This is a genomic window from Roseicella aerolata (assembly GCF_020523605.1).
Classification (GTDB): domain Bacteria; phylum Pseudomonadota; class Alphaproteobacteria; order Acetobacterales; family Acetobacteraceae; genus Paracraurococcus; species Paracraurococcus aerolatus.
In genome coordinates this window covers 227,224-246,525 of sequence record NZ_JAJAQI010000003.1, presented here as the reverse complement: position 1 = coordinate 246,525, position 19,302 = coordinate 227,224, and the positions used below count along the sequence as shown (strand labels likewise).

Below are 19,302 nucleotides of genomic sequence, written 5' to 3'. Positions count from 1 at the left end.
GGCACAGGCCCGGCTTGGGGTTGGCGGTCCACTGCCGCACCCGCGTTTCGCCGGGCCGCCATGCCGGGTCCTGCCCCATTCAGGGCCGCCCGGTTCGCCCGCCTTCGTCCCCGCGGGACCTGTCGCGCCCTGACCCTTGGCAGGCCCCTGACGCTTTCGGGGCTGCCCCTGGTGCCAGCGTGACCGACGCCGCTTCGCCCGCGACCATGCGGGCGTCGCGCCTTGGCGCGTGGGCACGAACCTGGGGCGCCGCCCCGGGCGACCGCCGCATGCCGAGACTGGCGCGCCGGTTGCCCGTGGCCGCCCCGCCGAGAGAGGACGGGACGCCGCCGCATGCCTGATGCCCGCGCCGCGCAGTCGTCCTCGATCGGGCCACGCCACCCCGATCCGCCGTGCCGCACCACCGTGCCGCGCGGCGCGGAGCCACCGCTTCGATGACCAAGCGCATGCTGATCGACGCATCCCACGCGGAAGAAACCCGCGTGGTGGTGCTGGACGGCAACCGGCTCGAGGAATTCGACCTCGAGGCCGCAACCAGGCGGCCCCTCAAAGGCAATATCTACCTGGCCAAGGTGGTCCGGGTGGAGCCCAGCCTGCAGGCCGCCTTCGTGGAATACGGCGGCAACCGCCACGGCTTCCTCGCCTTCAGCGAGATCCATCCGGACTACTACCAGATCCCGGTCGCCGACCGGCAGCGCCTGCTGGAGATGCAGGCCGCCGAGGCCCGCGAGGAGGAGGACGAGGAGGAGGACGCGGCGCCGGAATCGCCGATGGACCGCGCCGCCGCCACGCCCGAGGCCGCGGTGGCCGAGGAGCCGGCCCCCGAGGCCGAGGCCGCCGCCGAGGCGGCGCCGATCGCGCTCGAGGTCGAACTCCAGGCTGCGGCCGAGACCGCGACGGCGGAGGCCCCCGCCGCCGAGGACGCGCCCGCAGCCGGGCCTGCCGCCGCCGCGGAGATCCAGGCCGGCGAGGCGGCGGTCCCGCCGGCGGAGCCGGCCGCGGCCCCGGAGGCCGCCGCGCCCTCCGAACCGGTCCAGGCCGGGCCCGTGCCCGAGATGGCGACGGCCGGGGCGGAGGCCCCCGCCGAGGCCGCCCCGCCGGTCGATGCCGAGCCCCCGCCCCTGCCGCAGATCGAGGTCGAGCGGCCTGCCCCGCGCCCGCTGGCCCGCGGCCTGGGCGAGCAGCCCGACCTCACCGCCCCGCTGCCGAACGGCCGCGCCAACGGCCACTACCACGCGGAGCCGGAGGAGGAGGCCGAGGAGCAGCCGCCGCCCGAGACCATCGGCGGCGAGGGCACCGAGGACGTGGCGCGCGAGCGCCGCATCCCGCCGCGCTTCCTCCGCCACTACAAGATCCAGGAAGTCATCCGCCGCCGCCAGATCATGCTGGTGCAGGTGGTGAAGGAGGAGCGCGGCACGAAGGGCGCGGCGCTCACCACCTACATCTCGCTGGCCGGCCGCTTTTCCGTGCTGATGCCGAACAGCCCGCGCGGCGGCGGCGTCTCCCGCAAGATCACCTCGGCCACCGACCGCAAGCGGCTGCGGGAGGTGATCGACGAGCTCGGCCTGCCGCAGGGCATGAGCCTGATCGTCCGCACCGCCGGCGCCAACCGCCCGAAGCCCGAGATCCGGCGGGACTGCGAGTACCTGCTGCGGCTGTGGGACAACATCCGCGAGCGGACGCTGCAATCCACCGCGCCGGCGCTGATCTACGAGGAAGCCGACCTCATCAAGCGCTCCATCCGCGACGTCTTCTCCCGCGACGTGGAGGAGGTGCTGGTGGATGGCGAGGACGCCTTCCGCGAGGCGCGCGAGTTCATGCGCATGCTGATGCCGCAGCAGACGCGCAAGATCCAGCTCTACCGCGACGGCGGCCTCTTCGCCCGGCACCAGGTCGAGCAGCAGCTCGATGCCATGCACTCGCCGACCGTGCAGCTCCGCTCCGGCGGCTACATCGTCATCAACCAGACCGAGGCGCTGGTCGCGATCGACGTCAACTCGGGCCGTGCGACGCGCGAGCGGCATATCGAGGACACGGCCTTCCGCACCAACATGGAGGCGGCGGACGAGATCGCCCGGCAGCTCCGCCTGCGGGACCTCGCCGGCCTCATCGTCATCGACTTCATCGACATGGAGTCGAGCAAGCATGACGGGATGGTGGAGCGCCGGCTGAAGGAGGCGCTGCGGCACGACCGCGCCCGCATCCAGGTCGGCCGGATCAGCCATTTCGGCCTGCTGGAGATGTCGCGCCAGCGGCTGCGCCCCAGCCTGACCGAGACCACCTTCGTCACCTGCCCGCATTGCCAGGGCCGCGGCCAGGTCCGCAGCATCGAGAGCAGCGCGCTGCAGGTGCTGCGGGCGATTGAGGAGGAGGGCGCCCGGCGCCGCGCCGCCGAGATCGCGGTGCACGCGCACAGCACGGTCGCGCTCTACCTGCTGAACCGCAAGCGCGACAAGCTGGCGGCGATCGAGGCGCGCTTCGGCATGGCCGTGGTCTTCGAGACCGACGACACGCTGCTGCCGCCCGCACTCAGGATCGAGCGGCTGCGCGCCGCCGACCCGGCCCGCCCGGTCGAAGCCCCGCCCGCCGCGCTGCGCATGGATTACGCGCCCGAGCCGGAGGAGGCCGAGGAGGCAGAGCCGGAGGAGGCCGAGGCCGAGGCGGCCACCGAGGTCCCGGCCCGCGCCGAGGGCGAGACCGAGGCCGAGCGCGAGAATCGCCGCCGCCGCCGCCGCCGCCGCCGCCGGACCGGCAATGGCGCCCGTCCGGACGCCGAGGCCGGGCAGGACGCCGCCGGCGAGGGCGATGGCGAGGAAGGCGAGGAGGAGGAGGCGGAAGCTCCGGCCGAGGCCGAGACGGAGGCCATGCCGGCCGAAGGCGCGGCGGAGGCCGAGGTCGAGATGTCGGCCGATGCGGTGGAAGCCGGGACCGAACCGGCCGAGGATGCCGATGGCGAGGCGGCCCGCGAGGGCCAGCGCCGCCGCCGCCGTGGCCGCCGTGGCCGTGGCGCGCCGGAGGGCCGCCCGCAGGCCGAGGCGCCGCCGCGCCCCGCCGAGCCGCCCGCGCCGCGCTATATAGGCCCGACCCCGGCCGACCCCTTCGCCGGGCATGTGGATGACATCCTGGCCGCGATGGAGGCCGCCGAGGCCGCCGCCGAGGCCGCCGCGGCGGCAAGCCGCCGGGCACATGCCGCGGCGCCGGCCGTCATGCCTGCCGAACCGGCGGAGGCGCCGGCCATGCAGGCCCCGGAGCCGCTGGCCGAGGCGGCGCCGCCCGCGGCCGAGGCGACCGCACCCGCGCCGGAAGCCGGGCTGACCGAAGGCGCGCTTGCCGCGCCGGTGCCCATGCCGGCGGCGGAGGCCGGCCCGCCGGAACCCGCGCCGGCGGCAAGCCCGGCGGAGCCCCCGCCCGCGGCCGAGGCCATGGCGGCGCCAGCCCCTGAGCCGGCACCGGAGCCGGTCTCGGAGCCCGCTGCCCCTGCGGCCGAGCCCGAACCCGAGCCCGCCACCGCCACCGCACCCACGGCCGAGCCTGCACCGGAGCCCACCGCCGCCGCCGTGACGGAGCCGGCACCTGCGCCCGCGGATGCCGTGGTGCAGGGCCCGGTGATCCAGCCGATCAGCGTGGATGCGCTGAGCGAGGATGCGCCACGCCGCCGCGGGTGGTGGAAGCGCTGAGCCAGGACCGGGAGGGCCTGCGCGCCCTCCCGCCCGGCCTTTTTCGGCCGGCGCAGGGCAGGGCCGATCGCGGACCGGCCTGACCGGCCCCGGGCCCGGCTGCCGCGGACGCAAAAAAGCCATGGCCGGGACTGGCCCGGCCATGGCGATGGTATCTCGAAATACGGCTTTCCCTGAAATCGCCGGGCATCAGGCCCCCGGTGGGCCGCAGCCGCCAGCACCAGGCGGCGCGGGCGGCATCCCGATCCGGCCTGCCCCTGCGTCCCCGGCAAGGGCAGCCGCCATCCCGGTCAGGCGGTCGCGGCCGCCACCGGCACGGTGGCCTCCAGGCGCTGCATGTCGCGCAGCGTCGAGCGCAGCAGCCCCAGCTCGCCCTCGCAGAGCGGGCCGTCGCGCTCCTCGCCCAGCCGCCGCACCAGCGCCGTCAGCTTCAGCACCACCTCCCCCGCCGTCACCGCCTGCGCCTTGGCCAGCGCGTTCAGCGCCGCCAGCTCCGCCTCCATCAGCAGGTCCAGCAGGTCCTCGTCACTGGTCTCGGCGCTCTCCACCTGGATCAGCCGCGCGGACAGGGCGGCGATGTCGGCGGGGTGGTGGGAGACGGTCTGGGCGGGACGGAAGGGAATGACCTGGGACATGGATGGGCTCCGCGAATGGGTGGCGGGGTTTGATGCCGCTAGCGCTTGGGAATTCGATCGGTTCCGTTCTGGACCATCGGGTTGCACGCGGACGGGAAGCACTGCGGATCGGGCAGACCTCACGAAAACGCGATCTGTAGATTGCATACGAAATTGTGATCCGGCCTGCAAGGGCATTTCTCGGGCCCGGGCAGGACAGCCCGCTGCCCCTACCACCCATGCACGGCCCGCGAATCCTCCGGAGCCTGCTCCCGCCGCTCCGTCATCCCGTAGTCCCGCAGCACCGCCGCGACACGCAGCCGGTAGCCGGCGAAGATCCCCTCCCGCCCCGCCGCCTGGGACCCGCGATGCGTCGGATGGCCCCGCCAGCAGGCGACGGCCGCCTCGTCCTCCCAGAAGGAGAGGCTGAGCAGCTTCTGCGGGTTGGTCAGGCTGCGGAAGCGCTCCACCGAGATGAAGCCGGGCACCTTCTCCAGCTCCGGCTTCAGCCGGGCGGCGTGGTCCAGATAGGCCTCGAACTGTCCCTCGGCCGGCTCGACCTCGAAGATCACCGCGATCATCCCGCTCCTCCCTCGCCCGCTTGCTGCCGCGCCCCGCCGCCATCCTGCCGGGCGGGCCGGGACTCCCTTAGGGCATCGGACCGCCCCTGTCCTTCGCACGGGCCCGAAGCACCGCGCCACGGGCCGCGCTAGGCTGCCGGCATGACCAGCCCCGCCGCCTTCGCCGCCACCGCCGCCCTGATGGCCGAGCCCCCGCGCGCCGCCATGCTGCAGGCCCTGCTCTCGGGCGAGGCGCTGACCGCCGGGGAGCTCGCCCGGGTCGCCGGCATCGGCGCCCCCGCCGCCAGCGCCCATCTCGCCCGGCTGGTCGAGGGCGGGCTGGTCGCCGTCCATCCCCAGGGCCGGCACCGCTACCATCGCCTGGCCTCGGAGGAGGTCGCGGCCGCGATCGAGACGCTCGGCGGCCTCGCCGCCGATGTCGCGCCGGTGGCCCGCCGCTGGCCGCATGGCGATGCCTTCCGCGCCGCCCGCCTCTGCTACGACCACCTCGCGGGCCGGCTCGGCGTCGCGCTGCATGCCGGCCTGACCGGCCGCGGCTGGATCGCCCCCGCCCCCGGCGGCTGGGCCGCCACCCCGGCGGGCGAGGCCGGCCTCGCCGCGCTCGGCGTCGATCTCCCCGCCGCCCGGCGCGCCCGGCGCTTCGCCTGCGATTGCATGGACTGGTCGGAGCGCCGGGCGCATCTGGCGGGCGGGCTGGGGCGGGAGATCGCCGCCTGCTGCCTCCGCCGCCACTGGGTCGCGCGCCTGCCCGGCCGGGAGGAGGGCGACTCGCTGGCGCGGCGCCGCCTGGCGCTGACGCCGGAAGGCGCCCGCCGGCTCGGCGAGGCGCTCGGGGTCGCCGCCTGATGCCGGGCGAGGCGACCGCCGCCCACGCCACGGCCGGCCTCTCCCCGGCCGCGAAGCTGCTGCTGGCGCTTGCGCTGATGACCAGCGCCAGCCAGTTCCACCGCGCCGCGCTCGGCGTGGTGGGGCCGGAGCTCGCGGCCTCGCTCGGCGCCGGCCCGGCGCTGCTGGGGGCGGCGAACGGCGCCTTCTTCCTGGCCCTGCTGCTGCTGCAGGTGCCGGTCGGCCTGGCGCTGGACCGGATCGGGCCGCGGCGGACCGTCACCTGGCTGACCGCGCCCGCGGCACTCGGCGCGCTCGGCCAGGCGCTGGCGCCGGATGCCGCCTGGTTCCTCGGCGCGCGCTTCCTGCTCGGCCTTGGCTCCGCCGCCTCCTTCATGGCCTCGGTCGTGCTCTGCGCCCGCTGGCATGCCGGCGCCGGCCTGACCACCGCCCTCGCCCGGGTCTTCGCCCTCAGCCAGGGCGGCATCCTGCTGGCGGGCGCGCCCTTCGCCGCGGCGGCCGGGGCCTTCGGCTGGCGCGGCGCCTATGCCCTCTCGGCCGCGGTCACCCTGGGCCTCGGCGCCCTCTGGTGGGTCTGGGTGCGGGACGACCCGCCGGACCGCCCGCCGCCGGTGCGGCCGGCCGAGACCCTGGCGGGCGCGCTGCGCGGCCAGCTCACGGTGTGGGGGACGCCTGGCCTGCTGCCGGTGCTCGCCATGCACCTGGTCGGCTATGCCGTCATGGCGACCGTGCTGGCAGTCTGGGCCGGGCCCTGGTTGGCGGAGGTCCACGGGCTGGCGCCGGGGCCGCGCGGCGCCGTGCTCTTCGCCATGGGGCTGGCGCTCGTCCTCGGCCTGCTCGGCGTGGGGCCGCTGGAGCGGCGGCTGAACACCCGCAAATGGCTGGTCGCGGGCATGGCGAGCGGGGCGGTGCTGGTGCTGCTCGCCCTCGCGCTCTGGCCGCGGCCGCCCCTGTCGGCCGCCATCTCCCTGCTGGTCGGGCTCTGCCTGCTCTCCTGCTACCCGGTCGTGGTCGTGGCGCATGGACGGTCGCTCTTCCCGGACCACCTGGTCGGGCGCGGCGCGACGACGGTAAACCTGGCGCAGACCCTGGGCAGCGCGGCCCTGCCGGCGCTGACGGGATGGGCGGTGGCCATCGCGCCGGGCGGCGCAGCCTGGCCGATCGCCTTCGGGACGCTGGCCGCGGCGCTGGCGCTGGGGCTGGCGGGGTATCTGACCGGGAAGGATGCGCCGCCGCGGCCATGAGGGAGCGGCCATCGGAGAGCGTGCGTCCGATCCCCCCGCGCCGCCATGCCAGGGTCAGGCACCCCCTGATCCGGCCTGAGCCGCAGCACTGTCCGGCTCGCCATCCAGGACACGCTCGATCCTCGGCCAGACGCGCTTGAAGACCTCGGCATAGGCGGCCTGCAGGCCGGGATCATCGACCGGGGCGGCGGAGTCCGGGTGCAGTTCCCGCACCAGCAGCCGGCGCAGCACCGCAATCCGCTCGCCCGGCGCGGCATGCGCGGCCAGCCGGGCCTCCGCCACCTCCGCCCGGTGCGCCGCCGCCGCCGCCTCCGCGCGCAGCCGCGCCAGCTCGGCCCAGGGGTCGGAGGTCACGGGCGACGGCTCGGCCGACCAGCGCCGGCGGCGCTCGCCCAGCACGGGATGCGCGCCATCCGGCCCGGCCAGCCCGATCACCCCCTCCGCCTCCATCCGCCGCAGGAAGGTGGCGGCCGTCGCCGGCGAGGCATCCAGCCCCCTGGCCAGGTCCTCCGCCGTCAGGCGGGTGCGGCCGCGGACCCAGGCAAGCGCATCCTCGTAGCGCAGGAAACGGGGCATCGGCAGGCGGGCCTCTCATTGGCGGTCTGGTCAGTCCCTTGCCCTATACCCGCGTAATGATGAGCCGAAGGGTAAGCTGGCTGTGTGCTGTCCTGCTGCTGATCGCCTCCCCGGGCGCGGCCGCCGGCGATTGGACCGCCTGCCGGACGGCGGTGGAGAGGGCGGAGCAGGACGCCGCCCTCCCCCCCGGGCTGCTGCTCGCCATCGCCCGGACCGAGAGCGGAAGGCGGGACCCGGCGACCGGTCGGATCGAGCCTTGGCCCTGGGCGCTCAACGCCGCCGGCATGGGGATGCTCGCGGCGACCCGCGCCGAGGCCGTCGCCGCCGTCACGGCGCTGCAGGCGCGCGGCCTCCGCTCCATCGATGTCGGCTGCCTGCAGGTGAACCTGCTGCACCACCCGGACGCCTTCGCCTCGCTGGAGGACGCCTTCGATCCCCTGGCGAATGCCCGCTATGCCGCCCGCTTCCTGCGGCAACTGCATCTGCGGGCGGTGCGTGGAGCCGGGCGATCGCCTGGTACCATTCCGCCACGCCGGCGCGCGGCGAGGCCTACCGGCTGCGCGTGCTGGCCGACCTCGCCGGCCAGGGCATCGCCCCGGCGGCGCAGGCGCCCGGCCCGGCCGCAGCCTTGCGCGTGGCGACCGGCATGCCGATGCGTGGGGATCCGGTCGCCCCCTTGCTGTCCACGGCCGCGCTGCGCGTGCCGGTCATCATTCCACGCGCTGTCGCCTCCGCGGGGCTGACCGCCCTGCCATCCCCCATGCCACGGTCCGGCCCACCCCTCCTGCCGCGGGTCGTCACGCCACGCGCCGCAGGGCCTACCCACAATCAGTGATTGTGGTTTTATAAACCTTTTTCGCCCTATGTTGAAAAAAGTAAATCATAGTCTCGATTGCCTTCGTCTCGTCGAAAAAAATAGGACTCCTCCACCGGCTTTTGGTTGATGCCGACCCTTGCCGGACGACCTGGCCCAGCGCCGGGCCGCCACCCACTGCCGCCTGCCGGCATGAAGGAGGTCCCATGTCCCTGACGTCGCTCTACCTTTCCGCCCGTGCCCTGGTCACCGACCGCAAGGGCGTCACAGCGCTCGAATACGGCCTGATCGCCGCGCTGATCGCGACCGTCATCATCGGCGCCGTCGCCGCGCTCGGCACCAACGCCTCCGCCATGTTCCAGAACATCGCGAACCGCATCGCCGGCACTTGAGGTCGGTCGCCGGCGGGGCCACCCGTCCCGCCGGCCACCGCCCCACCCGCCCCACCCGCCCATGACGCTCCTTGCCCTGGTCCCGGCCGGCTTGGCCCTGCTGACGGCGGCGCTGCACGACATCGTGGCGCGCACCATCCCCAACGCGCTCCCTCTCGCCATCGCCGTGGCCGGCCTGGTCCTGCGCGCCCTGGCGGGTGACCTGGCGCCCGGCCTGCTGGCCGCCGCGCTCGTCTTCCTGCTCGCCCTGCTCGCCTGGCGGGCCGGCGCCATGGGGGGCGGCGACGTGAAGCTGCTGGCGGCCTGCGCCCTGCTGCCCCCGCCCGCCGCGGTGCCCGGCCTGATCCTCGCCGTGGCGATCGCCGGCGGCCTGCTCGGCCTGCTCTATCTCGGCCTGCGCCCGCTGCTGCCCGCGCCCGGCGCGCCGCGCCCCGCCGCCCTGGGCGCCCGCGCGCTGCGGGCCGAGGCCTGGCGCATCCGCCGCGGCGGGCCGCTGCCCTACGCGGTCGCCATCGCGCTTGGGACTTTCTTCACCCTCCTCCCCTGAAGCTCGGCGCCATGCTCCTCCGCACCCTCCTCTTCGGCCTTCTCCTGCTCGGCCTGGTTGGCTTCGGCGGCGTCGCCTGGGTCAGCCTGCGCCCCGCCGAGACTCCGGTGGCCGAGGCGCCGCCGCCCCCGGCCAGGGCGATGTTCCTGGTCGCCGCGCGGCCGCTGCGCGCGGGTACCCTGATCAAGCCGGAGGATTTCGCCAGCCAGGAGATGGAGGTGGATGCCGCCCCCGCTGGCGCCCGGCGGGACAGCCGGGAGGCGCGGTCCGAGCTCTTCGGCGCCATGGTCCGCCGCAGCCTGCCGCAGGGCGACCCGATGCTGACGGAGGATGTGCTGCGCCCGGGCGATCGCGGCTTCCTCGCCGCCGTGCTGGGCCCGGACATGCGGGCGGTCTCGGTCGGCGTCGATGCCGTCTCCGGCACCGCCGGGCTGATCTGGCCGGGCGACCGGGTGGATGTGGTGCTGACCCAGCAGATCAACGACGAAGGCCTGCCGCTCCATCGTCGCGTGGCGGGGGAGACGGTGCTGCCGGATGTGCGGGTCATCGCCATCGACCAGGCGCTGGTCCAGGGCGCCATGGGCGATGGGCCGGAGGGCAACCGGCAGGTCCGCACGGTGACGCTGGAGGTGACGCAGAAGCAGGCGGAGCGCGTGGCGGTCGCCACGCGGCTCGGCCGGCTCTCGCTCATCGTCCGCTCCGCCACCGGCGGGGAAGGCACCGCCGAAGCCATGCCTGCCATCACCTGGGGCGGCGATGTCTCCCCCGCGCTGCGCGCCGGGCGCGGCGTGGCGGAGGCGCCGCCGCAGACCCTGCAGATCTTCCAGGGCGCCGCAAAACGCGAGGAGTTCCGCTTCTGATGCGCATCGCTGGCTTACTGCTTTTGCTGCCCGCCATCGCCGCGGCGCAGGAAGCGCCGCCCGCCCGCCCCGCCGCGCCGCCCATGCGGCAGGTGACGCAGGAGAACAGCGCCACGCTGCAGGCCGGCCAGCCATTGACCATCGAGGCCGGGGCCGGGCGCATCCTGCAGCTCGGCCGCGCCGCCGGTTCGGTCTTCGCCGCCGACCCGCGGGTGCTGGAGGTACGGCCGGCCAGCCCGACCAGCCTTTTCCTGTTTGGCGTCGCGCCGGGCCGCACCACCATTGCCGCCCTCGACGGCCAGGGCGCGCCGGTCGCGCAGTATGAGGTCACGGTGCGCCCCTCCGGCTTCGGCGCGGCGGAGGCGCAGGCGACGCTTTCGCGGCTGCTCCCGGGCCAGCGCGTGCGGGCCGAAGCCCGCGGCAACGGCATCGCCCTGCTGGGGGAGGTGGCGACGGCCGCCGAGGCCGAGCAGGCCGCGGCGATCGCCCGCGGCTACCTGGCGGAGGGGCAGCAGCTCGACAACCGCCTCACCGTGCTCGGCCAGGTGCAGGTCAATCTGCGCGTCCGCATCGCCGAGGTCTCGCGCGAGGTGACGCGGCAGCTCGGCGTCGATTGGCAGGCGCTCGGCCGCTCCGGCAATTTCGCCTTCGGCCTGGTGACGCGCAACGCGCTGCTGGATGTGGTGAACCCGTCCAGCCAGCTTCTCCTCCGCGCGACCGACAACCGCAGCAACGACGTGAACGCGGTGATCGATGCGCTGGCGCAGGACCGGCTGATCACCGTGCTGGCCGAGCCGAACCTGACGGCGATGAGCGGCGAGACGGCAAGCTTCCTCGCGGGCGGCGAGTTTCCCATCCCCGTCGCGCTGCGGGACAATGTCGTCACCATCCAGTTCAAGCAGTACGGCGTCAGCCTCGCCTTCGTGCCGACCGTGATGTCGCAGGGTCGCATCAGCCTGCGCGTCCGGCCGGAGGTGAGCGAGCTGACCGACCAGGGCGCGGTGCGCCTCGCCTCCGGCAATTCCTCCATCCAGATCCCGGCGCTGACCGTGCGGCGGGCGGAGACGACGGTGGAGCTGGGCAGCGGCCAGAGCTTCGCCATCGCCGGCCTGCTGCAGGACAATGCCCGGACCCTTGGCCGCGCCCTGCCCGGCATCGGGGAGATGCCGGTGCTCGGCGCGCTCTTCCGCTCCGACCGGTTCCAGCGGAACGAGACCGAGCTGGTGATCATCATCACCCCCTATGTTGTCCGCCCGAGCAGCGACGCCGCCGCGCTGCGCGCGCCGACCGACCGCTATGTCCCGCCCTATGATGCGGAACGCGTACTGCTGTTCCGCCAGATCGCCCGGCAGCGCGGCCTGCCGCCGCGCCTGCCCGGCGAGGCCGGGTTCGGCCTGAACTGAGAGGGAGGGCACCATGCGCATCCGCCTGCCCATGCTCCTGCTGCTGCCGGCCATGACCGCCGGCTGCGAGGCCTTCGATCCCTACCGGCGGGAGGGCGCATGGCGCCCGGCCGGCGTGAACGACCAGAACCTGGCCGTCATGGTCGCCCGCCCGGCCGAGCTGGTGCGCGGCACCGGCGCGGAAGGCGGCACCGGTGCCGCGGCCGCCGGCGCCATCGAGCGGCTGCGGGCGGACCGGGTGAAGCCGCTGCCGGATATCGGCGTCGCCCGCATCATCACCCTGCCCGGCGCCGGCCCGGGGGGCGGTTCCTGATGCCGGACCATGCCTTTCCCGAGGCGCCGGAGGAGGCGCAGCACCGGCCGGAGCGGCAGGCGCTGGTCTGCTTCGCAGCGGATGCCGAGACCGAGGAGGCGCTGCGCACCGGCCTGTCCGACTCCATCCGGCAGGAGGCCGAGTTCCGTCGCGCCGACATCCAGCGCGCCATCGCCGCCCTGCGGGAGATGCCCACCCCCTGGACGCTGGTGGTGGATGTCGCCGGTCACCCACAGCCGCTCGCCGCACTGGAGGACCTCTCCCAGGTGGTCGAGCCCGATGTGCGCGTCCTGGTGGTGGGGGACCGCGAGGATGTCGGCTTCTACCGCCAACTCACCCGCGGCCTCGGCGTTGCCGATTATCTCTACAAGCCGCTGACGGCGGCGATGGTGGCCGAGCATTTCGGCCCGGTCGTGGCCCGCCGGCGCTTCGCCGCGGTGCCGGCCCGGGGCGGGCGGCTGCTGACCGTGACGGGCGTGCGCGGCGGCGTCGGCGCCTCCACCATAGCGGCCAATCTCGGCTGGTATCTGGGCGCGGTCGCGCAGCGGCATACCGTGGTGCTGGATGCCGACCTGCATCGCGGCATCCAGGCGCTGCTGCTCGCCGCCCAGGCCGGGCCCGGGCTGCGCAACGCCATCGAGCATCCGGACCGCGTCGATGAGCTCTTCGTCGAGCGCGCCGCCATGCCGGCCGGCGACCGCCTGCACCTGCTGGCGGCGGAGGAGCCGCTGGCCGCCCCGCTGGCCGAAGCGCCCGGCGCGGCCGAGCGGCTCGCCGCCATGCTGCGCCGCCGCTACAATTTCATCGTCGCCGACGCGCCCTTCGCCCCGGCGGGCTTCGGCCGCGCGCTGCTCGACCTGGCGCAGCACCGGATCCTGGTGCTGGAGCCGACGCTCGCCTGCCTGCGCGACACCTTGCGGCTGCTGCAACTCGAACCCGGGCCGGGTCAGGCGCACCGGCCCTTGCTGGTGCTGAACCGTGCCGGCCGCAAGGGCGGCCTTTCCTCCAGGCAGGTGGCGGAGGCGCTGAAGCTGGAGCCCGACATCACCCTGCCCGACCTGCCGAAGCGGCTGGAGGAGGCGGCGACGCTCGGCCAGCCCGCGGCATCCTCCGGCGGGCCGGTGCGGGAGGCAATCGCGGCCCTGGCGCGCGCGGCGGGCGGCGTCGGCGCCGAGGCCATGCCCCGCCGGGGCTGGTTCCGCCGATGAGCAACGCCCTCGTCCCCGCCTTCGGCCGCCGCCGGCCGGAACCGACGCCCAGTCCGGTGGCACGCCCGACGCCGGAGGTCGCCCCAGCCGCCACGCCTGCCGCCCGCCCCCCGGCCACCGGCGCGCCGCTGGCGGAGCTGCGGGCCCTCTGCCTCGCCCGCATCGATCCCGCGACCGTCGCCAGCATGGCGCCGGACCGCCTGGCCACCGAGGTGGAGCGGCTGCTGGCGGAGGTCGCGACCGAACAGCGCCTGCAGCTCAACGCGCGGGAGCAGCGCCAGCTCGCCCTCGACCTTGTCGATGACATGCTCGGCCTCGGCCCGCTGGAGCCGCTGCTGGAGGACGAGACCATCACGGACATCATGGTCAACGGCCATGACAAGGTCTTCGTCGAGCAGCGCGGCAAGGTCGTGCTCTCCGGCATCCGCTTCCGGGACAACCAGCACCTGGCGAACATCGCCCAGCGCATCGCCGCCGCGGTGGGCCGCCGGATCGATGAGAGCAGCCCGATGGTGGATGCGCGGCTCGCGGATGGCAGCCGCGTGAATATCGTCTTCCCGCCGCTGGCGCTGGACGGGCCTGCCATGTCCATCCGGAAATTTGCCCGCCGGGTGATCGATTTCGACAAGCTGGTGGAGTTCGGCGCGCTGACCCGGCCAATGGCCAAGGCCCTGCAGGTGGCGGCGCGCTGCCGGCTGAACATCGTCATCTCGGGTGGCACCGGCTCCGGCAAGACCACCATGCTGAATGCGCTGAGCCGCATGATCGACCATGGCGAGCGCATCGTGACCGTGGAGGACGCTGCCGAGCTGCAGCTGCAGCAGCCGCATGTGGTGCGACTGGAGACGCGGCCGCCGAGCCTCGAGGGCCGGGGGGAGGTCACGCAGCGCGACCTCGTCCGCAACGCGCTGCGCATGCGCCCCGATCGCATCATCCTCGGCGAGTGCCGCGGGGCGGAGGCCTTCGACATGCTGCAGGCCATGAATACCGGCCATGACGGCAGCATGAGCACCATCCACGCGAACACCGCGCGCGATGCGCTTACCCGCATCGAGAACATGGTGATGATGGGCAGCTTCGGCCTGCCCGTGCGCGCCATCCGCACCCAGATCGCCAGCGCCGTGGACCTGATCCTGCAGGTGGAGCGGCAGCGCGACGGCGCGCGCCGCGTGGTGCAGGTGACGGAGCTGGTGGGGCTGGAAGGCGATGTCTTCACCCTGAACGACATCTTCGCGCTGGAGCATGAGGGCGAGGAGGCCGAGGGGCGGCTGCGAGTCCGCTGGCGGGTCAGCCGCGCCCGCCCGGCCTTCCTGCCGCGGCTGGCCTATTTCGGCCTGGACCGCGCCTGGGCCGCCGCACTGGAGGAGGCGGAGCGGTGAGCGGCCTGCCGCCCGGCCTGCTGGCCGCGGGGGCGGGGCTGCTCGGCCTCGGCCTCGCGGTCACGCTTGGACTCGGCGCGCTGAAGCGGCAGGACCAGCGCCGGGCGCGCCTGCTGGCCGTGGTCGGCCCGCACCGGCCGGCGGGCCTCGCCGCCACGCTGCGGCAGGACCGGCTGCGCGGGCTGGCGGAACTGCCCTGGCTGGCCCGCGCCCTGGAACTCCTCGGCCTCAGGCTGGAGCGCGCGGCGGCCTACCCCGTCCGCTGGTGGATCATCCTGCTGGTGGCCTTGCCCCTGGCGCGGGCCGCCGCGGGCCTGCTGGCGGCGCTCGGCGGCGATGCGCTGCTGCTGGCCATGCCCGCCTTCTGGTTCCTGTTCTGCCGTGCCGCCTTCGGCTGGCTGGATGCGCGGCGGCGGGAGACGCTGTTCCGGCAATTCCCCGATGCGCTCGGCATGATCACGCGCGCCGTCCGCGTCGGCATCCCGGTCAGCGAGGCGATCCGCAGCGTGGCGCAGGAGGCGCCGCCGGAGACGGCGGCCGAGTTCCAGCGCATCGCCGACCGGCTGTCCATCGGCCTGCCGCTGGAACAGGCGCTGGCCGAGACGGCGCACCGCACCGGCGTGCCGGAATACCGCTTCTTCGCCACCGCCCTCGCCCTGCAGAGCCAGACCGGCGGCGGCCTCAGCGAGACCCTGGAGAACCTGGCAGAGGTCATCCGCAAGCGCGTCGCGCTGAAGGAGCGCGGCTATGCGCTCGCCGCCGAGGCGCGGACCTCGGCCGGCATCCTCGCGGCGCTGCCCTTCTTCACCTGCGGCGTGCTGGCGGTGCTGAGCCCGGGCTACATCGCCCTGCTGTTCAGCGACCCGGGCGGGCAGCAGATCCTGGCGGCGGCCATCGGGCTGCTCGTCGCCGGCATCCTGCTGATGCGCGGCATGATCCGGCGGGCGCTGTCATGACGCCCGCGCTGGTCGCCGCCAGCGCGGGGGCGCTGCTCGGCTTCGGGCTGCTGGTGGCCTGGCTGCTGCGCGCCATCGCGCGCGACCAGCGCCTGGGGGAACGGCTGCTTGCGGTGCAGCGCAGCGCGGGCATCGACCAGGTGGCGCTGCCCTGGTCGGCGCGGCGGATGCTGCTGCGCGGCCTTGCCGCCATCGGGCGGGGGCTGACGGGCAGCGGGGTGCTCTCGGGCCGCACGGTCACGGAGCTGGAGCAGACCCTGATGGCCGCCGGCTTCCGCGGCGACCGGGCGCTGGCCATCTTCGTGGGCGGCAAGGTGCTGCTCTTCCTGGGCCTGCCGCTGGCCATGGCCGCGGCGCTGCATCTCCTCGGCGCCGGGCAGATGGCCTGGACCCTGGGGCTGCTGGCCGCCGCCATCGGCGGGCTGCTGACGCCGGACCTGGTCGCGAAGCGCCTGCGCACGCGCTATCTGCGAGAGCTGGAGCGGGGCCTGCCCGATGCGCTCGACCTCATGGTCATCTGCTCGGAAGCCGGGCTGGCGCTGGAGGGTGCGATCGAGCGGGTGGCGATCGAGATCCGCCCGGCCAACCGCGCCATCGCCACCGAATTCGCCCTCTGCGGCAGCGAGTTGCGGATCCTGGCGGACCGGCGCGCGGCGCTGCTGAACATGGCGGAGCGCACACGGCTCGACCTGCTGCGGCGCCTCGGCATGACGCTCGCGCAGACGCTGCAATACGGCACGCCGCTGACCCAGGCGCTGCGCACCCTCTCAGCCGAGATGCGGCACGAGCAGCTGGTGCGGTTCGAGGCGCGGGCGGCGCGGCTGCCGGTGCTGCTGACCGTGCCGATGATCCTCTGCATCCTGCCGACCCTGTTCCTGGTCGTCGCCGGGCCGGCGATGCTGCAGGCGTCCCGGCTGTGGTGAGCGGGCGCGTGGCTTTCGCCGGAAGGGGCGCCCGGCTCGGGCCCGACCGGCGCGGCACCACGGCGGTGGAATTCGCCCTGGTCGGCTCGGCCTTCTTCATTCTGCTGCTGCTGCTCATGGAGGTCTGCTGGCAGGTCGCGGTGGGCGCCGCGCTCGATGCCGGGGGGCGGGAGGCCTCGCGCTGGGCTGCGACCGGGCAGTCGCCGCCGCCGGGGCTGACCGCGACCGGCCATGTTACCAATGTCATCCTCACCAGCACGGGGCTGCCGCTCGATGCCGGCGCGCTCGAGGTGACGGTGGAGAGCGTTCCGGGCTTCGGCCAGCTGGCGGTGCCGGGGGCCGCGAAGCCCGGGCTCGGCGGGCCCGGCGATATCGTCCGCTACACCGTGGTCTATCGCGGGCGCGGGCTGACGCCCCTCGGCCGGGCGCTGCTGCCGCTCGGCCTGCTGCAGATCCACTTCGTGATCCTGGCGAAGAATGAGCCTTATCCGGCAGGCTGACCCGCGGCGCGGCACGGCGGCGGTGGAATTCGCCATCCTCGTCCCGCTGCTGATCATCCTCTTCACCGCGACGGCGGAGATCGTGCTGCATATCCGCACCTGGTTCCGGCTGGAACGCACGGCGGCGGAGGTCGCGAATGCGGCGAGCCAGGCGGAGGCGCTGACGACCGCCGACATCGCCGGCCTGTTCGATGCGGCGAAGGCGGTCGCGGCGCCCGTCCTCGCCTGGTCCGACGGCACGGGCACCGGCCGGGCACGCACCGTCATCAGCGTGGTCAGCGGCAGCTCGGGCGGCAACAGCGTGGCCTGGACCTGCTCGCGCGGCGATGCCGGCCTCACCGCAGAGGTCGCGGGCCGCGCCGCGCTGCCGGCCGGGTTCCTGGTGCCGCCGGGGCAGAGCGTGGTGGTGGTGGAAGTGATCAACCTGGTCACGCCCTGGTCGATCATGGCCAAGGCGCCGCCGGTCTTCTTCGGCACCATCGGCCCCGGGCCGGTGCGCAGCCATGCCATCCTCCGGCCGCGTCAGGCGCCGCTCACCTCCATCAGCGGGGCCTGCCCGTGAAACGCCTCGGCCGCCGCGGCACCATCGCCCTCATCACCGCGCTGCTCGCCGTGCCGCTGGTCGGCATGGTCGGCATCGCGACCGATGGCGCGCGGGCCTGGCTGCTGCGCTCCCGCCTGCACACCGCGCTCGATGCCGCGGCGCTGGCGGGGGCGCGCAACATCAGCCTGCCCGCGGCGCAGCGCGATGCCGAGGTCGCGGCGATGTTCTGGACCAATTTCGGCATGCGGGATGCCGGCTATACCCCGGCCCAGGCCACCGGCCGCGCCTGGCGTGGCTTCCTCGATGCATCGACCACGCTCGACCCGCCCGCGACCCTGGATGAAGGCACCTTGCGCGTCTCCGCCCGTTCCGTGCTGGAGACGACCTTCGCCCGCGTCCTCGGCTTCGCCAGCCTGACGGTCGCCGCCGAGGCCGAGGCGCGGCGCGCCGATCTCGGCATGGAGCTCGCGCTGGTGCTCGACGTCACCGGCTCCATGGACACCAACTGCTCGACCCCGAGCGACCGGACCGCCACCAATTGCGGCGTCACGCCGGTGCCGCGCAGCCCAGGCACCACCACTTCCAGCCGCAACACCAATATCGACCTGCTGCGGCTGGCGGCGGCGGACCTGGTGAACATCCTCTACGGCAACCGGGAAATGATGCCGAATCTCTGGGTCTCGGTCGTCCCCTACACCACCACGGTCAATCTCGGCCCCGGGCGGCGCGGCTGGCTGGTGCCGGAGGCGGCGGCAAGCCTCGATGCCGATTACGCGCCCACCGCCTGGCGCGGCTGCGTGGAGGCGCGGGTCGGCCATGCCGGCGCGCCGGTGGATGGCGACGGGCGCGACTATTCCCCGCAGGAGGTACCCTTCCGCCCCTTCCTCTACCGCTCCACCCTCGGCCTCTACACCCTGAACAAGCAGCGCGTGCCGGGGGACAATGACTGGGCGCGCAAGCTCTGGACCGCGACGACGACGGGCGGGGACGCCATCACGGAGGACTGGCAGAGCTTCCGCGGCAATTATCAGGTCGGCCCGAATGTCGGCTGCCCGCAGACACCGGTGCTGCCGCTGACCGCGGGCAAGACCGCGGTGCTGGATACCATCCAGTCCCTGCGCGCCACCTTCCGCGGCGGCACCATGGGCAATCTCGGCCTGCAGGCAGGCTGGTTCACCCTCAGCCCGCGCTGGCGGGCCGCCTGGGGGCTCGGCCCCGCGCCGGCGGGCCAGGCCACCGCCCTGCCGCTCGACTACAATGCGCGCTACATGCGCAAGGTCATCGTCATGATGACCGACGGCACGAACCAGTGGTTCGACTCGCCCTATGGCTTTCCCGGCGCCTGCACCGATACCAGCGCCTCGACCGCGAGCTTCCCGACCAACCCCGCCCCGGGCCCCGCGCAGGCGATCCGCCCCGTCGCCTGCCCGGCCGCGAACCAGGTGGGCAATGTGCAGGCCGCGCCGGACGCGCCGCCGATATCCGGCAATGCCGACTATACCGGCTATGGCCGGCTGCGGGATGGCAGGCTCGGCGCCGGGGTCAGCAGCAATGCCGCGGCGCAGACCGAGATCAACAGCCGCATGGCCGCGCTCTGCGGCGCCATCCGGCAGGCGGGCATCACGATCTACACCGTGGTGCTCGACACCTCGGGCTCGTCCACCAGCGCGGCGACGCGCACGCTGTACCAGGGCTGCGCCTCCTCGCCGCAGCACTACACCTTCGTCAGCCAGCCTTCCGATCTGCGCACCGCCTTCCAGCAGATCGGCACGCAGCTCGCCAATCTCCGGCTGGTGCGGTGACCGACAGCGGATGGGCGTTCATATCTGAACGCCCATCCGCTGTAGAGCTTTGTTTTTCGAGCAGATTCACGCCTTCGGTCGTTCACGGCCTTCGGCGATCCGCTCTAGCCGGGCGGCCTCTTC

The 19,302-nt window shown here is 74.4% G+C and carries 18 protein-coding genes; 15 read left to right on the top strand and 3 right to left on the bottom strand.

Going from position 1 to position 19,302, the window contains the following annotated elements; genetic code table 11:
* Positions 1-434 precede the first annotated feature (434 nt).
* Entirely contained in the window at positions 435-3,677 is a 3,243-nt protein-coding gene (locus LHA35_RS03670; protein WP_226604617.1) for an Rne/Rng family ribonuclease, read from the top strand.
* 290 nt (positions 3,678-3,967) lie between these two features.
* On the opposite strand, the gene LHA35_RS03665 is transcribed toward LHA35_RS03670, so the two are convergent.
* Positions 3,968-4,312 carry a hypothetical protein gene (locus LHA35_RS03665; RefSeq protein ID WP_226604614.1) on the bottom strand — a complete coding sequence of 115 codons (345 nt, stop codon included), beginning with the start codon at positions 4,310-4,312 and terminating at the stop codon, positions 3,968-3,970.
* 209 nt (positions 4,313-4,521) lie between these two features.
* Positions 4,522-4,872 carry an antibiotic biosynthesis monooxygenase family protein gene (locus LHA35_RS03660; protein ID WP_226604610.1) on the bottom strand — a complete coding sequence of 117 codons (351 nt, stop codon included), beginning with the start codon at positions 4,870-4,872 and terminating at the stop codon, positions 4,522-4,524.
* Positions 4,873-5,013: 141 nt separating this feature from the next.
* On the opposite strand from LHA35_RS03660, the gene LHA35_RS03655 reads away from it, so the two are divergent.
* Positions 5,014-5,718, top strand: a complete 705-nt coding sequence (locus LHA35_RS03655; protein ID WP_226604607.1) for an ArsR/SmtB family transcription factor — start codon at positions 5,014-5,016, stop codon at positions 5,716-5,718.
* The gene (locus LHA35_RS03650) at positions 5,718-6,962 is read left to right on the top strand and encodes an MFS transporter (RefSeq protein WP_226604605.1); all 1,245 of its coding nucleotides are present in this window, start codon (positions 5,718-5,720) and stop codon (positions 6,960-6,962) included. Before LHA35_RS03655 ends, LHA35_RS03650 begins: the two co-directional genes overlap by 1 nt.
* A 54-nt stretch (positions 6,963-7,016) precedes the next feature.
* Here LHA35_RS03650 and LHA35_RS03645 read toward each other — a convergent pair whose 3' ends face one another.
* Positions 7,017-7,538, bottom strand: a complete 522-nt coding sequence (locus LHA35_RS03645; RefSeq protein WP_226604602.1) for a winged helix-turn-helix domain-containing protein — start codon at positions 7,536-7,538, stop codon at positions 7,017-7,019.
* Between the two features lie 1,020 nt (positions 7,539-8,558).
* Between LHA35_RS03645 and LHA35_RS03635 the strand changes: the two genes are divergently transcribed.
* The 12 genes from LHA35_RS03635 to LHA35_RS03580 all read left to right on the top strand — a co-directional run bounded on the left by LHA35_RS03635 (position 8,559) and on the right by LHA35_RS03580 (position 19,179).
* Entirely contained in the window at positions 8,559-8,744 is a 186-nt protein-coding gene (locus LHA35_RS03635; protein WP_226604595.1) for a Flp family type IVb pilin, read from the top strand.
* Positions 8,745-8,805: 61 nt separating this feature from the next.
* Positions 8,806-9,291, top strand: a complete 486-nt coding sequence (locus LHA35_RS03630) for a prepilin peptidase (RefSeq protein WP_226604592.1) — start codon at positions 8,806-8,808, stop codon at positions 9,289-9,291.
* A gap of 11 nt (positions 9,292-9,302) precedes the next feature.
* Positions 9,303-10,151 carry a Flp pilus assembly protein CpaB gene (gene cpaB / locus LHA35_RS03625; RefSeq protein WP_226604590.1) on the top strand — a complete coding sequence of 283 codons (849 nt, stop codon included), beginning with the start codon at positions 9,303-9,305 and terminating at the stop codon, positions 10,149-10,151.
* Positions 10,151-11,554: a type II and III secretion system protein family protein gene (locus tag LHA35_RS03620; RefSeq protein WP_226604587.1), complete on the top strand. Its 1,404-nt coding sequence runs from the start codon at positions 10,151-10,153 to the stop codon at positions 11,552-11,554. Before cpaB ends, LHA35_RS03620 begins: the two co-directional genes overlap by 1 nt.
* Before the next feature lie 13 nt (positions 11,555-11,567).
* On the top strand, positions 11,568-11,867 hold the full coding sequence (locus LHA35_RS03615; protein ID WP_226604584.1) for a hypothetical protein: 300 nt from the start codon (positions 11,568-11,570) through the stop codon (positions 11,865-11,867).
* Positions 11,867-13,075 carry an AAA family ATPase gene (locus LHA35_RS03610; RefSeq protein ID WP_226604582.1) on the top strand — a complete coding sequence of 403 codons (1,209 nt, stop codon included), beginning with the start codon at positions 11,867-11,869 and terminating at the stop codon, positions 13,073-13,075. Before LHA35_RS03615 ends, LHA35_RS03610 begins: the two co-directional genes overlap by 1 nt.
* Positions 13,072-14,454: a CpaF family protein gene (locus LHA35_RS03605; RefSeq protein ID WP_226604580.1), complete on the top strand. Its 1,383-nt coding sequence runs from the start codon at positions 13,072-13,074 to the stop codon at positions 14,452-14,454. The genes LHA35_RS03610 and LHA35_RS03605 overlap by 4 nt, the downstream gene beginning before the upstream one ends.
* The gene (locus LHA35_RS03600; protein WP_226604578.1) at positions 14,451-15,410 is read left to right on the top strand and encodes a type II secretion system F family protein; all 960 of its coding nucleotides are present in this window, start codon (positions 14,451-14,453) and stop codon (positions 15,408-15,410) included. Before LHA35_RS03605 ends, LHA35_RS03600 begins: the two co-directional genes overlap by 4 nt.
* Positions 15,407-16,333, top strand: a complete 927-nt coding sequence (locus LHA35_RS03595) for a type II secretion system F family protein (protein WP_226604576.1) — start codon at positions 15,407-15,409, stop codon at positions 16,331-16,333. Before LHA35_RS03600 ends, LHA35_RS03595 begins: the two co-directional genes overlap by 4 nt.
* 8 nt (positions 16,334-16,341) lie before the next feature.
* Positions 16,342-16,833, top strand: coding sequence for a TadE/TadG family type IV pilus assembly protein (locus LHA35_RS03590; RefSeq protein ID WP_226604575.1), 492 nt, complete (start codon positions 16,342-16,344; stop codon positions 16,831-16,833).
* On the top strand, positions 16,811-17,395 hold the full coding sequence (locus LHA35_RS03585) for a TadE/TadG family type IV pilus assembly protein (protein WP_226604573.1): 585 nt from the start codon (positions 16,811-16,813) through the stop codon (positions 17,393-17,395). The genes LHA35_RS03590 and LHA35_RS03585 overlap by 23 nt, the downstream gene beginning before the upstream one ends.
* Entirely contained in the window at positions 17,392-19,179 is a 1,788-nt protein-coding gene (locus tag LHA35_RS03580) for a pilus assembly protein TadG-related protein (RefSeq protein ID WP_226604571.1), read from the top strand. The genes LHA35_RS03585 and LHA35_RS03580 overlap by 4 nt, the downstream gene beginning before the upstream one ends.
* Positions 19,180-19,302 lie beyond the last annotated feature (123 nt).

Bases quoted from the DNA above. Each gene is read 5' to 3' on its own strand.
- LHA35_RS03670 (WP_226604617.1), top strand. From the start codon at position 435: ATGACCAAGCGCATGCTGATCGACGCATCCCACGCGGAAGAAACCCGC.
- LHA35_RS03665 (WP_226604614.1), bottom strand. From the start codon at position 4,312: ATGTCCCAGGTCATTCCCTTCCGTCCCGCCCAGACCGTCTCCCACCAC.
- LHA35_RS03660 (WP_226604610.1), bottom strand. From the start codon at position 4,872: ATGATCGCGGTGATCTTCGAGGTCGAGCCGGCCGAGGGACAGTTCGAG.
- LHA35_RS03655 (WP_226604607.1), top strand. From the start codon at position 5,014: ATGACCAGCCCCGCCGCCTTCGCCGCCACCGCCGCCCTGATGGCCGAG.
- LHA35_RS03650 (WP_226604605.1), top strand. From the start codon at position 5,718: ATGCCGGGCGAGGCGACCGCCGCCCACGCCACGGCCGGCCTCTCCCCG.
- LHA35_RS03645 (WP_226604602.1), bottom strand. From the start codon at position 7,538: ATGCCCCGTTTCCTGCGCTACGAGGATGCGCTTGCCTGGGTCCGCGGC.
- LHA35_RS03635 (WP_226604595.1), top strand. From the start codon at position 8,559: ATGTCCCTGACGTCGCTCTACCTTTCCGCCCGTGCCCTGGTCACCGAC.
- LHA35_RS03630 (WP_226604592.1), top strand. From the start codon at position 8,806: ATGACGCTCCTTGCCCTGGTCCCGGCCGGCTTGGCCCTGCTGACGGCG.
- cpaB (WP_226604590.1), top strand. From the start codon at position 9,303: ATGCTCCTCCGCACCCTCCTCTTCGGCCTTCTCCTGCTCGGCCTGGTT.
- LHA35_RS03620 (WP_226604587.1), top strand. From the start codon at position 10,151: ATGCGCATCGCTGGCTTACTGCTTTTGCTGCCCGCCATCGCCGCGGCG.
- LHA35_RS03615 (WP_226604584.1), top strand. From the start codon at position 11,568: ATGCGCATCCGCCTGCCCATGCTCCTGCTGCTGCCGGCCATGACCGCC.
- LHA35_RS03610 (WP_226604582.1), top strand. From the start codon at position 11,867: ATGCCGGACCATGCCTTTCCCGAGGCGCCGGAGGAGGCGCAGCACCGG.
- LHA35_RS03605 (WP_226604580.1), top strand. From the start codon at position 13,072: ATGAGCAACGCCCTCGTCCCCGCCTTCGGCCGCCGCCGGCCGGAACCG.
- LHA35_RS03595 (WP_226604576.1), top strand. From the start codon at position 15,407: ATGACGCCCGCGCTGGTCGCCGCCAGCGCGGGGGCGCTGCTCGGCTTC.
- LHA35_RS03585 (WP_226604573.1), top strand. From the start codon at position 16,811: ATGAGCCTTATCCGGCAGGCTGACCCGCGGCGCGGCACGGCGGCGGTG.